This window comes from Chryseobacterium sp. ISL-6 (genome assembly GCF_018613715.1).
Classification (GTDB): domain Bacteria; phylum Bacteroidota; class Bacteroidia; order Flavobacteriales; family Weeksellaceae; genus Chryseobacterium; species Chryseobacterium paludis.
In genome coordinates this window covers 63291-78340 of record NZ_JAGGPT010000009.1, presented here as the reverse complement: position 1 = coordinate 78340, position 15050 = coordinate 63291, and the positions used below count along the sequence as shown (strand labels likewise).

General features: G+C 34.2%; 9 protein-coding genes and 1 rRNA gene. 3 read left to right on the top strand and 7 right to left on the bottom strand.

Annotation, left to right across the window (positions count from 1 at the left end):
• Positions 1-45 precede the first annotated feature (45 nt).
• The 3 genes from rrf to J7E44_RS17960 all read left to right on the top strand — a co-directional run bounded on the left by rrf (position 46) and on the right by J7E44_RS17960 (position 5530).
• Positions 46-153: ribosomal RNA gene (gene rrf / locus J7E44_RS17970) — 5S ribosomal RNA — on the top strand.
• Between the two features lie 561 nt (positions 154-714).
• Positions 715-3615, top strand: coding sequence for a SusC/RagA family TonB-linked outer membrane protein (locus J7E44_RS17965; RefSeq protein WP_214831902.1), 2901 nt, complete (start codon positions 715-717; stop codon positions 3613-3615).
• 13 nt (positions 3616-3628) lie between these two features.
• A complete protein-coding gene (locus tag J7E44_RS17960; protein WP_214831895.1) occupies positions 3629-5530 on the top strand; it encodes a SusD/RagB family nutrient-binding outer membrane lipoprotein in 1902 nt (633 codons plus the stop codon).
• Positions 5531-5584: 54 nt separating this feature from the next.
• On the opposite strand, the gene J7E44_RS17955 is transcribed toward J7E44_RS17960, so the two are convergent.
• The 7 genes from J7E44_RS17955 to J7E44_RS17925 all read right to left on the bottom strand — a co-directional run bounded on the left by J7E44_RS17955 (position 5585) and on the right by J7E44_RS17925 (position 15046).
• Entirely contained in the window at positions 5585-6046 is a 462-nt protein-coding gene (locus J7E44_RS17955; protein ID WP_251040619.1) for a hypothetical protein, read from the bottom strand.
• Between the two features lie 76 nt (positions 6047-6122).
• Positions 6123-6650: a hypothetical protein gene (locus tag J7E44_RS17950; RefSeq protein ID WP_214831891.1), complete on the bottom strand. Its 528-nt coding sequence runs from the start codon at positions 6648-6650 to the stop codon at positions 6123-6125.
• The gene (locus tag J7E44_RS17945) at positions 6647-9403 is read right to left on the bottom strand and encodes a COG1470 family protein (RefSeq protein WP_214831888.1); all 2757 of its coding nucleotides are present in this window, start codon (positions 9401-9403) and stop codon (positions 6647-6649) included. Before J7E44_RS17945 ends, J7E44_RS17950 begins: the two co-directional genes overlap by 4 nt.
• On the bottom strand, positions 9396-10196 hold the full coding sequence (locus J7E44_RS17940; RefSeq protein WP_214831886.1) for a WxL protein host-binding domain-containing protein: 801 nt from the start codon (positions 10194-10196) through the stop codon (positions 9396-9398). Before J7E44_RS17940 ends, J7E44_RS17945 begins: the two co-directional genes overlap by 8 nt.
• Before the next feature lie 98 nt (positions 10197-10294).
• Positions 10295-10873 carry a hypothetical protein gene (locus tag J7E44_RS17935; protein ID WP_214831884.1) on the bottom strand — a complete coding sequence of 193 codons (579 nt, stop codon included), beginning with the start codon at positions 10871-10873 and terminating at the stop codon, positions 10295-10297.
• 274 nt (positions 10874-11147) lie between these two features.
• Complete coding sequence (locus J7E44_RS17930) at positions 11148-13493, bottom strand: phosphocholine-specific phospholipase C (protein WP_214831882.1); 2346 nt, start codon at positions 13491-13493, stop codon at positions 11148-11150.
• 77 nt (positions 13494-13570) lie between these two features.
• The gene (locus J7E44_RS17925; protein ID WP_214831873.1) at positions 13571-15046 is read right to left on the bottom strand and encodes a SusD/RagB family nutrient-binding outer membrane lipoprotein; all 1476 of its coding nucleotides are present in this window, start codon (positions 15044-15046) and stop codon (positions 13571-13573) included.
• Between the last annotated feature and the right edge of the window lie 4 nt (positions 15047-15050).

Here is a 15050-nt window from a genome sequence, read left to right as displayed (position 1 = left end):
GGTTTTACGTTAATACAAAGTACATTCTACGTTATATACCTTCTTTAGGGTGGTTTTAGCGGTGGGGCTCACCTGTTCCCATTCCGAACACAGAAGTTAAGCCCACCAGCGCCGATGGTACTGCGAAAGCGGGAGAGTAGGTCGCCGCCAGTTTTTATTTAAAAGTCTCATACATTAGTTTGTATGAGACTTTTTTTTGTTACCTACATCATGTAAAAAGAATCCAGTATCAATGATGAATGATGAATAATGAACCTCCTCCTCCTCCTCCTACTACTACTACTACTACTACTACTACTACTACTTTTTAAATAATAGCTTTATCAATAGAGGTGGGCTAAAGCCCACCTTCCATATAAATCAAAATCCACTCGGCTTTAGCCAAAACTTAAAACTCTGCTGGTAAACTTTCAACCCTCAATTTTCAACTATTAACCTTCCATTCTTTCAATAATCAGTACTTTTTAAAACTGGTTTATTCTTCTTAATTTTGATTGACAACTCAACCTATCAAAAGGTATGGGGAGTTTTTGTTTATTAATTTATATGAATATTTATATTTTGAGCCCTATATTATTTCATATTCAAATTGGTTTTTTTATTGTTATTCTATTCTTTTTATTTGATTATCAGCATCTATTCTTTTAGTTTTTAATATTATTTTGTTAAATAGTATTAAAATATTATGTTTGTGCTACATCACATTTATATAATATGAATAAAACACTATTTAAGATTGGATTACTCCAATCTGTATTCTTTTGTTTCAATGAACTTTGCGCTCAAACTACTGATTCAATTAAAACAACAAAAATTGATGAAGTGGTTGTAACTGCGTATGGAGTAAAGAAAGAGAAAAAGTCTTTAGGATATTCTTTTCAGGATGTTAAAGGGCAAACTTTAGTAGATGCTAAAGAAGCAAATGTAACAAATGCATTAGCAGGTAAAGTTGCAGGGCTTCAGGTTGTGAAAGGAGGATTTGGACCTGCTTCATCATCTAGAATCAATATCAGAGGATTCAATTCTTTTGAAGGAGATAGCCAACCATTAATAGTTGTAGATGGCATTCCCATTAATAATTCTGCTGGAGTAAAAGGGCGGAGTCAGGATGGGGCAAAGAATAACGACTTATGGAATCCTGATACAGATATGGGAAATGGATTGAGTGATATCAATCCTGACGATATTGAAACTATCTCTGTTTTAAAAGGAGGAGCTGCATCTGCTTTATATGGAGCAAGGGCAGGAAATGGAGTTATTTTGATAACAACTAAATCAGGAAAGAAGAAGGGGGGTGTTGGTATTACATATTCTACTAGTTTAGGTTTTGAAAAAATATTTATGAAGCCCGACTTACAGAGTAGTTTTGCCCGTGGAAGTAATGGACTTCCAAATCTCCCAAGTAACCTTGATAATACGGATAGCTGGGGCCCTTCAATAGAAGGAACTGATATGAAGGTTTATGATAACCTCAAAGGTTTTTTTAAGACTGGAACAAATACGCAGCACACTATTAGTTTTCAGGAAAACCTGGGAGAAGGCACAAGTCTATATACGTCTGGAAACTATTTATATGATAATAGCCAGATACCAAACTCAAAATATGAAAGGTGGAATTTCATGGCCAAAATGAACTCCAATTTTGGAGCCCAGAAAAGATGGACTACTGATGTAAAAATTCAGTATATAAGTACCAAAGCGAATAATCGTCCTGGAGGTGGCTTGGATGGGAATAGTTATGGGAACGTTCTATTAATGCCAAGAAACATTGATATAAGAGATTATAAAGAAGGAATGATGCAAAATAATGTTACTCAAAGATGGATAACAAATAATGGAATTAATCCTTATTGGGCGGCTTATAACAAGCTTAATGAGGATAAGAAAGATAGATTTTTGCTAAGTGGATACCTAAAATATCAATTTAATGATTGGCTTAGTGCTGATGTGAGGCTAGGAACAGATTATTATTCTTTAGCAGCCAATGCAAAAACATGGACTGGATCAAGACTAAATAATTCTTACAATACAAGCCAGGAAAGGTTTTATGAAAATAACTACATTACGAGTTTGAATGCAAAAAGAGATAATATTGTTGGTAAATGGGGCGGATCTCTTTCTGTATATGGTCAAATGATGGAGACAAGAACAAATGCTATTTATCTTTCTGCTCCTAATTTAACTTCACCCAATTTTTTTAATATCAATAATTCTGTAGGAAATCCCGATATAAGGGAGGTTATCTTAAATAAAAAAATTAACTCAGTTTTTGCAGCGGCAGAGATTAATTATGATGGATATTGGTTTATTAACGCAACGGCAAGAAATGATTGGTCATCTACTCTCAGCATAGAAAACAGATCCTATTTTTACCCATCTATAAGCACATCATTAGTCGTTACAGATATGCTTACAAAATTGAATGGAACAAAATCTAATATTTTATCTTTTGCCAAAATAAGAGCTTCTTATGCTGTTACAGGAAATTCTCTGGAAGCCTATGAGCTATATAATACTTTCGAAATAAAAAAAGACCCGAATGGAAATGTTACAGCAGATCGAAAGAAGATCCTTTATGATCCAAACTTGAGAAATGAAAAGCTTAAGACCTTTGAGGTTGGTTTAGATCTGCGTTTATTTAATCGTATTTCGTTGGATGTAAGTTACTACAATACAAAAGCAACTGATCAGCTAATCAACTTACCTATGAATCCTCTTTCAGGGTATGAGAAAAAAAAGATCAATGCAGGAGGTTTGCAAAATCAAGGAATTGAAATAGTATTTAATACAGACGTTATCAAGAATCAGAATTTTATTTGGAATACGAGTGTAAACTTTTCACAAATGACCAGTAGAATTAATAAAATTGATGGTGAAGTCATGAAATATTCGCTTGGTGGATTTGATGATATAAGCATATTTGCCGAAGTAGGCAGAAGATATGGAGCAATATATGGTTCAAAATTTAAACGTGTAGAAGATGCCAATAGCCCCTATTATGGTAAATTAATAGTAGATGGGAATGGCGCTCCTCAAAAAGAGACTGGCTTATTCTATTTGGGAAATCAATCTCCTAAAGCTCTATTTGGTTTTACCAATAGTTTTATTTATAAAAACTTTGGGCTTTCATTCCAGATAGACGGGAGGATTGGTGGCGATTTTTTTTCTGGAACACAAGCAGCATTACAAAGGAGCGGTCTAGCTGAAAATACGGCGCCAGGAGGGAAACGTGATAATTTTATAGTAGACGGAGTGGTTGTAGATACGAACGGTAACTACATGTCCAATAATAAGGAGATTACACAACAGAATTACTGGGCAGCTGTTACTACTGGAAATTTGGGAATAACGGAACAGAATATTTATGATGCTACTAATATCCGGCTTAGAAATATTCAACTTTCTTATAACTTTCCAAAAGCTTTGTTTGAGAAATTTGTAATTAAAAGTGCTAAAGTAGCTTTCACAGCAAATAATGTTTGGATGATTTACAGTAAGTCAAAGGGCATAGATCCGGAATCAGTATTTGCTATAAGTTCCAATGCAGTTGGCTTTGAAAACTTTGCATTTCCAACCATGAGATCATATTTATTTACCATTACATTAGGATTTTAATAAACATAAAAAAATGAAAAAATATATAATTCCTGCTCTAGCATCGATTTTTCTTACATTCTGCGGATGTAAAGATTTTGAAGAAATTAATACAGATCCACTATCTGCAAATATTGATCAGGTGCAACCTGAGTACTTTCTGAACAGCTCTATTCTTGGTGCGCAGCAAGATCCTAATATTGCAGAGAGACTTTTTGTATTGTATTGGAAAACTGCGGCGAGACAGCATCTAAGTACTGGTATAGCCGGAGGAACTGATAATGATTCTTGGACAGTAGAATACTGGAAGTATATTTCTCAATGGCTTAATAATGCTAATGCAACAATTCAAATTGCTAATGAGAAAAAAGCGACAGGACAGGGGCTACCCCATTATGACAATCTAATCCAGGTTGCCCGTATTTGGAGAGCCTACTTAATGAGCGAATTTTCAGATAATTTTGGTCCACAGCCTATTCTGGCTTTCCAGGGAACTAATCCCAACTTTAATTCTGAAAAAGAAGTGTATTATTTTATTTTAGATGAATTAAAAGATGCTGTCGCAAAAATGGATCTTAATCAACCCATTCCAGCTGATAATATTTCGAAGTATGATATGGCATATAAACTAAAATGGAACCAATGGGTAAAATATGCCAATTCCTTGCGTATGAGAGTTGCCATGAGAATATCTGAAGTAGAACCCACTAAAGCAAAGTCAGAATTTGAAGCTGCGATTGCATCCAATAATTTTATAAGTGTAAGTTCCGATAATTTTACGATTGCTGAAAAACCTGGATGGGATGGTTTAACAGGGGTAATGTCTAGAGAGTGGAATTCACAATTGTTATCAAGCACGCTCAATAATTTATATATTGGGTTAGGAGGGATTAATTCGATGGATCAGCTAAGTCAAGATAAACACAGTGCCATAAAAGATGCAGATTATATTGGAATAAAATATGATGAGCAATTTACTAAACTTACCAATGATCCTTCTGCTGGCTATTGGCTGGATGGAATTCCAAATAAGATTGATCCAAGAGCGTTTAAAACATTTTATATTCCAGGAGACTTTACAAATCCTATTTATTCTCTTTATCCTACCTATACAAATGATGCTAAAACAAACTATGGGGATCTTCAATTTACGAATAATACAACCATCACTATAAACGCTGTAAATACCTGGAATGCATTTGCAATAGGAAACTGGGCTGAGAAAGGCCAAAGAAATGGATTAAGAGGATTAATTGGTCGTGCACCTGCTTTGGGAAAGCAATATAGAGAGAGCACCAACTCAAGAATATTTTTTGCAAGCTGGGAATCTTATTTCTTAATTGCTGAAGCCGCCTTAAAAGGATGGGCTACACCAATGAATGATGAAGCAGCTTATAATAAAGGGATACAAGATAGCTTTATCTATAATAGTGTTTCTCAGTTCTACGGACAATATATTGCTTCTACTGATTACAACAGAGATGGAACTTCCGTTGCTTATGGGCATATTACAGAACCGGGATCAACTCATACGATGAAATATAGAGACCCTGCCAGCAATAATCTTGTTTCAGTTACCATTAATTACCCGGTTAATACTATTTACAAAAACGGAGCTTTTAAAAATGATAAATTAACTAAAATCATTACTCAAAAGTATTTAGCTAATATGCCATGGCTTCCTTTGGAATCATGGAATGACCATAGAAGATTGGGATTGCCATTTTTTGAAAATCCAGCTATTGAAACTCCATTGGTTAATTTACCGGCCATTACAACAGGCAATTTTATGACCAATTCTCTTAAGAATTTCCCACAAAGACTTAGATATCCTAGTAGTTTTAGAAATTCGGATCCAGAAGGTTATCAAAAAGCAGTGCAACTGTTGGGAGCAGAAGATGCTGTACTTACTCCACTCTGGTGGGCAAAACATTAAAAATATAAAATATGCAAAACCTCATTCGATAAGATTGAGGTTTTCATTTTAAGATTAAAGAGAACCTATAGTAAAAACCACCCTACTGCCATAAGCCGCCGCAGGTACTGTTACTGATACACCTGTTAGCTGTAATTGTATAGGAATATTACTATAAGATGCGAGTGCTAGTACTGCTGCAATTCTAAATAATTCTACATCAGTAATTGTTAGAGCCTGATAAGTAGTTCCTCCAGTTATAGTACATAATAAACAAACGGTTGTACCATTTCCTGTTCTTTTAATATTTAGTCCTAAGGAACTGTTCCATGTTGGATTTGCTATATAATGTACAGATACCTTTGCACTGCCCAGCAGCAAAGGAACACTTGCTGCCAATAGAATTTGATTGGCTGCACTTTCATAACTACCTGCATAATTGCTTCCTGCTTCGGTTATAGATGGAATACTTACTGTCCAGTTACTTCCTCCTACAGTTAATGATTGTCCTTTACAAAAGCCACCTGCCAGTATCAAGAAGAAAATAGATATATTATTTATAAAAGAAATCTTTTTTTTCAAAAAATCATTATTATATTTCATTTCATTCATTTTATTCGGTGATCGTATAGGTGATAACGACTGGTGTATTGGTACGAGCTGATAGGTTGGCATATGTATTAGTCACTAAGGTAATGGTAAGCCTATGACCATTATTAGCTCCATTTCCTGTAAATGCTCCACCAATTCCACTGATTATAGTAATCGGTGTCGTTGTAAGTGTAACCTGAGCCGAAGGAGTTCCCAAAGTGCCGCCGCCTGCACCTGAGGCTGCAGCAGCCTGTAATCTGATATTGATACCAGGAATGACCTGATTAACTGACGCAGTAACTCTTCTTGTAGCGCCTCCTGATGCTATCGCAGAAGTATAATTAATCCATTTGGTTGTATTGACCGCAGGATTTACTATAGATAATCCTGCCTGGGTGGGAGCAACGAAGCTTAAAACAATATTGCCTGTAGGTTCTATATCCAATAAAGTGACAATGGGTAATGTAGTCGCAACATTAATTTGTGAAAACAGTTTACCGGATAGTATACAGAAAATTATGGATAATATGTGGGGAACAACTGATCTCATTTTTGTTTTTTTATTTCATTATAGCCTACTTTAATACTTTCCTGCTGATATTTTACTTCAGTTTGTTGTTTCATAACATTAATGGTTAACTTTTTAGTTTCAGAAGCTTTTAAGGCAAAACGAAAAGTGTCCATTGAAATTTTAAAACGTCTATCCAATCCATTACGATATATCTTTACAGTCCAGTCTCCCGGTCGTAAATAAGTAAAATCGAAATTCTCACCTATAAATCCTATTTTACGATAAGTCTGTTCTCCATTTGATGCTTCTATTATAATGCTTTCCCGCTTCTTTTTTTCCTTTTTAGGTTGAAAATTAGCAAAACTGAATTGATTGCTTTCCTGTTTTTCTGTCAATTCTATATGTCCCTGAATGTTTGCGGCAGTCGTCAATCCGAAGTTAAAAATATTCTCTTTATTGTTCAGCAATACCGATGCAGGAATACTAATATCAGCAATGTCGTTTATCCCTGTTGTTGATCGATCTATTTCTATTATGTAATCTCCTGGGGTTACATTTTTAAATATATAATTGCCATTTTTATCAGTCATAGAAAGATAGTTCCCCATCATAAGTCTTATGCCCTCTGTTTTTTTTACACCAAGATTACCTATGTTTCCTGATAAAGTAGTGTATTCAGCTGTTTTTTGAACTGGAACATTCAGACGCCAAGTATAGCGAACTGAGAATATAAAATCTTTGTTTCCTAGCTCTCCCCGTTGTAAAGCGTACCGTCCAGAGGCATCTAATTCATGTCCGGGAAAGATCCGTTGATGAACAAGAACTTCAAAAAGATTTCGATCGGTAAAATATTCTTCTGGAATATAATTGTTCTGGTAAAAAATGCTAAGATCAGTTTTTGAAGAAAACCGGCTGATAATACGGGCCCCATAATAAAATTGATCTTGATTTTGTAGCTGATAACGAGAAGTTACAGCATAGCTTCCAAATACATTAAAGGAAGTTTTAAATTTTTCAAAACCTAAATTAAAAGTATAAAAACTGGAATTTCCGCTAAATTCACTAAGATAATTTTCTGTTTTTCCGAATTGCCCCTGAAGGTTTACCTGAAAAATACCAATTTGTTGGTCGATGCTTACCCTGAAAAATCTCTCATAATAATCAAATTGCCTTGGTTCCAAACGATCCTGATATCTTTGATATCCATTATAAAGCATTATAGTACCAGTCTTCATGTATTTGTAGTTGATACCATACTGAAAGAATTTCCTGTAAGGCGCGGCTAAAAATAGAGTATCTCTTTGAAAATTTCTGGCATCCTGTACATAGTTTCCAAATACACCGAGCCTTCTTGATACCTTATACTGCAAATTCCCGTTGAAAGTACTTGTATTTGTGAAATATCCGGAAAATTGAGGACTCGCTCTCATATACATGATATTTCCGTTAAACTTTTCATAGCTAGCCAAAACCTGCACCATGTAAGCAGTACCGTCTGTATTATCTGTTTTGCTGTAGGCCAGTTCTCCGGATACATCCAGATGCTTATCAAGTTTGAATTTCCCTGTTACATAAGGAAGATGAGCATTAGAATCTAATCTGACATCATTTAAACTTAATTTGACGTCTCCGGTTCTTGGTATTTTATATAAATATCCTGCTGTAATTTCTGATTCTTTATTGATTTTAAATTTTGAATAAACATTAAATTCATCTTTAATATCACGGAAGAATCTTGGATGGTTATAAAAGCCACCAATACTTATTTTTTTGAAATTATACTGTAATTCTGCACCACGGCCATATCTGGCAAACTCTGTAAGATAAGATGAAGAATAAGTTTTATCTCCCAAATGAGCAAAGAGATTATCACGTCTGTAATTAATAAAATATTCTTCATATTGGGTAAAAGAGTTAAATTCAACAGGATTCGAAGATACTGCATGGAATTCTAGTATTCCTTTATTTTCTTTATCTAGGGTACCTTTACCATATAATTCTCCTTGAAAACCATCATGATAAATCCCTCTGTTTTTCATTCCTATAAAAGCTAAAGAAGCTGAAACAGGTAACCGGTGATATATATCGTCTTCAGTAGGTTTAACAGAAATAATTTTGGTACTGCTATAAGCGGTTTGATTTTCCTTGGGATTGTCTATTGAATATACAGAAAGATTGAGATTTTGATATTCATTTTTTCCCAGATCAGGATTTGTATTTTTAGTGATGTTAATTATTTTAGTTTCACCGGGTGGTAAAAGTAAGGAAGCTTCATGATCCACAACAGCATTTTTACTTTCAAGTATGAGCTTCTCGGCTACATTTCCACTATTTTTTAATAAAAAAGAAGAGGTAATGGTTTCACCTGCTTTTACAAACTCTGGAGAATTTATTGCGGTAAGGGAAAGTTTTCTATTTCCAACAACTTCTATTTCCAGTGTTTTGATGAATTGTTCACCATCACTTTTTTCTGTTCCATATAATCTTACATTATATACTCCTTTTGGAGTTTCAGTTGCAATTCTTAAAGGAACAATGTACACCGTATTTTCTTCCGCAGGGATTGTCAATTCATTTCTATTTAAAATAGGTCTGATATATGGATTGGAAGTTTCAATACGAATATCATAAGTCTTGTTTATTAAAGTTTTATTTTCTAAAGTAAACGAAACAGAAGTAGCCGTTCCCGGAAGTAGACTATCTTTTTTGCTGACAAATTCTTTAGGTTGTTTTTGAGAAAAAGTAAGTACTGGGAGGAGTATGAAGAGATATAAAGCCCAAATTTTAATCATTTTTTACTTCTAGTTCCACATTGAGGGCGAAAGCATTTTCGTCTTCATCTGTTGCGATGACGACGGCATTATATTTATCAGGTGGAACTTTACTGATATCAATGTAAAAGGATTTCGATGTGCTTGGTAATAATCCCATCGCCTGGCTTGAGAAATTGCCTATTTTTTGTCCATTTTTTCTATTGTATATCTCAATAGATGCTGTTGGTTTGCAATAAATTTTCCCTTTATTAGCAATTGCAATTTTTAATAATTGTTTACCTTCTTCCTTATCAATTTTCACTGTTTCGAATTTAAGGTCAGGTCTTAACTTCTCAGAATCATAATCGGTAATCACCTGAATGGCATATCGAACAATAGACGTTATATTGACTCCTGCACTATTATTACTTGGTTTTATATCATCTACTGGTTCTACGATGATGACACTCCAGTAGCTGCCAGCCTCGGAAATTTTGTCAGGTACAGTAATCTCATAATATACCTCTGTTTTTTCTTTGGCTTTTAGACTAAGGTAATTCGTATTAAGTTTGATCCAATCCGAATTGGTCTTCTCATTCGTATGGGGTGCAGTATAACTTATAGTTCCATTTGCCTGATAGGTAAAATCCTGTAAGAATATTTTTATGTTCTGAGGTTTATTATCTGTATTTTCTATTGCAATTTTTCCTTTATAAACCTGCCCGTTTTCTACTTTATAGTTATGAGTAAGACCATTAAGAATTACAATACTCGCGTGTAAAAATACAAGTGGTAAAAGAAGATATGTAAAAATGAAAATACGCTTTATCATAATTATGTAAAGTTTTGATATTAAAACACGGCAACAAAATAGTAAGAAGAAATAATCTGTATGATCTCTTCTTACTAATTATATAAGATTTTTAGCTTCTAATTATCCGAAATGGTATAGGTCACTGTAGCGACAGCAGTAGCTGTTGCTTGAAGATCAGCATAATTTGCAACTCCACCAGGACCACTTCCTGCTGCTAAAGCATAGGTGAGATTATGTCCGTTGTTAGCTCCATCTCCTGTATACGCACTGCCAATGCCTGAAATAATTGTTTGATCTGCTGCACTCAAAGTTAATTGTGCTGATGGTGTCCCTAATGTTCCGGCACCTGCTCCTGCAGCAGCCGCAGCTGTAACATGGATGTCTATTCCTGGAATTACGGCATTTAATTTTACAGAAACATTACGGGTAGCATCTGCAACTGATTTAATTGAGGAATAGTTTAACCAAAGTGTATTGTTTGAAGTGGCCGGAATGATTGGTAACCCTGCTTCTGTTGGAGCCGTAAAACCTAAAGTAATGTTTTTTGTAGCTGCAGGCTCAATATCTACTAGCGCAACTTCGGGAATCGTAACCGAGATGGTGTGATTGTCAGTGTTAGTGTCTTGTGCACTTAAATTAGCCGAAATTGCAAGGGCAATTAAAGCAAGTGATAATGTAAACTTAAATTTTTTCATGATAGTTAGTTATAGTTAATTTTAAGTGAAGTTAGTGAAATTAAGATAAACAATGAAAATTTTAATTTTTTAATAATTATAGCAATTTACTTTCCAGTATGCGTTGCATAGTATATATTTACTCACATAGCTTGGATTTAATATTTTAATGGCATCAAGAATAATGCCTAAATTTTTATTATTTGATCTATGTAGGAACGAAAATTATTTGGTAGCCCACAAAAAAGCCTTACACAAATAAGGTAAGGCTTAAGTTTTATTTAAATGTATATTATTACATCCAATGAGGATCAGAGATCGATGTTTTTCCCGTTTCTATTCTGCCCGAAAATTGCCAGATATGATCATTTTCGGTTATTTTCAAGTCATACCAGCCTTTATTTTTATTAAGATTTATGATGATCGTTTCCTGAGCTTTATTTAAAATAATTTTTCTTTGATTCTTCTCGTACATATCATTTATTATAACAGAAATACTTTCTTTTATATGTTTTTTGAAAAGTAACTGAACTTCATTATTCCTCGTATCATTTAATAAATGTATTTCAAATCCAGGTTGTTGATCTCCTTTAAAATTTCTATAAAAACCATTTGGACCAAAAACTTCGTAATTATAGTGATCCAGATTTAAAGAATGTGATAATTCCTGTTTTGAATAAAGAGCATATGAAAAGTAATAGCTTTCACTATCTAGTTTTGATCTGTCATAGATCAATAAAGGAATTCCGGTTTCCCTCAAGTTCTGCATTTTAATTTGATCACCATCTAGATTAACAATAAAGTTGTACGGTAATGCATTGGAAGGTCTTGTTCCTCTTTCCTGAATTTCCAATAAACTGCTGTTAAGCTCATTTTCTGAATGCCACTTCAAATTTGGAACAGGTTTGTTTTTGGCCGCATTGATGGTTTTTGCATATTCTTTTTGATTTAAATAATCCATCTGTGGTGCTTTAATATTTGAAGAATTAAAAGCTGAAGTTAAATCTCCACAAATTGCCCGCCTCCAATCACTAATGTTTTCTACTGTGGCATTTTTATTTAATTTTTTATTAATAAATTTTTCCAGAAACTGTAAGACAGAAGTATGGTCTGAAACTTCTGAGTTTACAAATCCCCCTTTCGTCCATGGAGATGCAATGATCATAGGAACTCTATAACCCAGACCAACTGTTCCTTCAATACGCTCATGGTCTTTTAATTTACGGTCAGCCATGTAGTCTTGATTTTTATTGACATAATCTACCCCTTCTTTTCCATTCATATCGACAGGTTGACTTGGATTTAATGGTGGAGCAAAAGGTAAAACATGATCAAAATATCCATCATTTTCGTCATAATTGATAATAAAAATGGTTTTCTTCCACGTTTCAGGATCCTTGGTAAGAATATTTAAAACTTCTGAAATATACCACGCTCCATACCATGGTGATCCGGGATGATCGGAAAAATGTTCTGGAGCTACAAGCCATGAAACCAGTGGCAGTTTTTTCTCCTCAACATCTTTGCGGAACTGAAATAGTACATCTCCTTTTGGTACTACCAATCTTTCACCATGTTCATCATTTCCAATTTCTAAATTCCAAAAATTTGGATCTCCGGAATTGGTTGTAAATGCTTTTTCATGGAGGTTTTTTTCTTTTTGAGATAATTTTGAATAATTATCCGGATGATATTTAACCAGATCTTCCTGAAGCTCTGTGATCAGATCTTCTAATCTTTCTTTATGGCTGGGATTCTTTTCAATTTCCTGCTTCAGATAATTAATAACATTTGGAATATTTTTATAATATCCTTCGGAAAACTTTACATTAAATACTGAAAACCATTCTATAGGATTATCTGTAAAATTACTCAGCCATGCTTCCTGTTCTCCGGACATTCCTTTTGGCAGACTGATTTCATTCTGATATATTTTCCATGAGACATTTTGTTCTTCTAATATTTCCGGAAAACTTTTCCATCTTGCCTGATGGTTTTTATCATAATCTATATTTTCATTATAAACATTAGCTTTTACTTTACCATTTTGCTGCTCTCTAAGAGTTCCCGACCAATGAAAAAGTCTGTTCGGAGTAGTACCCGTAAGGGAAGAACAGAAATATTGATCAAATATCGTAAACGCATCTGCCAACTGATAATAAAACGGGAGATCCTCACGATTATAATATCCTAAAGTAAGTGGGATATTTTTATAATCTTTATTTCCTGAAGCTTTTGATTGTAACCATTGGTCATATTTTCCTTTATTAAAAGCCTTTTGTTGATCCGACCACGAATGTGGTAGTGAGCTCATCCATGTAGATTTTGTGTTTCTTAGATCCAAACGGGCAGGGGAAGCATATTTTCCATCATTACCCTTCTGAAAGAAAACAGAATGTCCATCCTGTTTTACGAAAGCTTTTTTATCAAGAAATCCCCTTACACCCTTTAATGAACCAAAAGCATGGTCAAATGAACGATTTTCCTGCATCAAAATAACGACATGTTCGGCATCATAAAATGTAGATAAAGCAGCAGGTTCAATAGCTAATGCTTTTAAAATTGAAGGATGTAAAACACTTGAAGTTCCAAGACCTGCTAATAAAAGCCCTGACTTTGCTAAAAATTCTTTTCTGTTCATGTTGAATTATAATAAGAAAGAAACCGCAAGATAATATTTCCTGCGATTTCTTTTATGTAGATTAAAATGTTAAATTGTTATTGTAACCACCAAGGTTTAGAATTGATATTATCAGTTCCTCCATATTGTGCGGCCAGTGCAGCTTTCAGATTTACACTGTTGTAATTGTACTCTGTCTGTGGGTATCTGAATCGTAAAGGCGCAGAAACTCCGGTTTGTAAAGGATAATTAGGAAAACCAGTTCTCAGATAATCATAATAAGATGTCCATTGTGACTGATGAAACATCGTCATGTATTTCTGAGTCATAATTTTTTCCAGTTGACTGGCTAACGAAGCTGAATTATCATAAGAAACTAAAGAAGTCGTTAAATAATTATTTACATTAAAACCTGCAAAATAAAGATTCGGATTCTTTACATAGGTTTGGTAGAAACTAAAACTACCTTTGATAGCATTTTCATAGTGAGTTTTTGCAGATCCTGAAATCCATCCTCTTGCTGTAGCTTCTGCTAAAATGAATTCTAATTCAGGATAGCTTAATACCGAAGAAGGTTCGTTTGTTGGATCTTTATAGAAACGGTCATTGATCTTAGAAATATTTTTCGCAGCAACCAATGCGGCATTATCAGAATAAGGTGAGGTAGGATTTCCACCATTGTATCCTGTAAAATCGGTAACCGGTTTTCCTGCTTCCTTAGCTGACGTAGTTTGAGCTGCGAAAGTGAACAAACGGGGATCTTGTCTGGTTTTAAAAAGATTAATAAAATAATCTGCCATATACAAACTTGAACCATAACCACTGTTATTGAACATGGTATATCTGCTGTCAGCAACGTCTGCAAACTTTAACTCCCCATTATCAGCAATGGAAGACATTAATGGCTGGCTTCCTGCAATCGAGGCGAATTCTGTTGCAATCGTATAGTTTCCAACGCTTGTCTTTTTTGAAAGTGTAATTAAAATTTTCAATCGGAAAGAATTGATTAATTTCTTCCATTTCATTGCATCACCGTTATAAATAATATCACCTTCAATCTTATCAGTGGTATTAATAAGATCATTCGCTTCTTTCAACTCTGTTAAAATCCCTGACATTACAGATTCCTGACTGTCATATTTAGGCTGGGTAATTCCTGATTCTCCTTTTACTGCCTCAGAATAAGGAATACTTCCGGATTTTAAGCTTAGATTAAAAAAATAATAGGCTCTTAAAAACTTACCTATAGCGATATAATTTTTATTATTGATCCTTTCCGCTTCCTGCATCATTTTTACGGTATTCAGAAGACCACCCGTATAGGCTTCGAAAGAAGAATCATTCCATTTCATATATTGATATGAATTTTCACCATCGATTCCGATCAACATTCTTGATGCATACATATTATCTCCGTTTACCTGAAAAGCCGATTTTGAAACATAGGTTAAAAGAGATTTAGGATCAATAGTAGCCTGATCGTTTGGGTTTTCGTTGATCTTATCAAGATTTGATTCACACGAAGTAAGTGCGAAGGCTCCTATAACAACTAGTGATTTTATAATATTTTTCATTTTG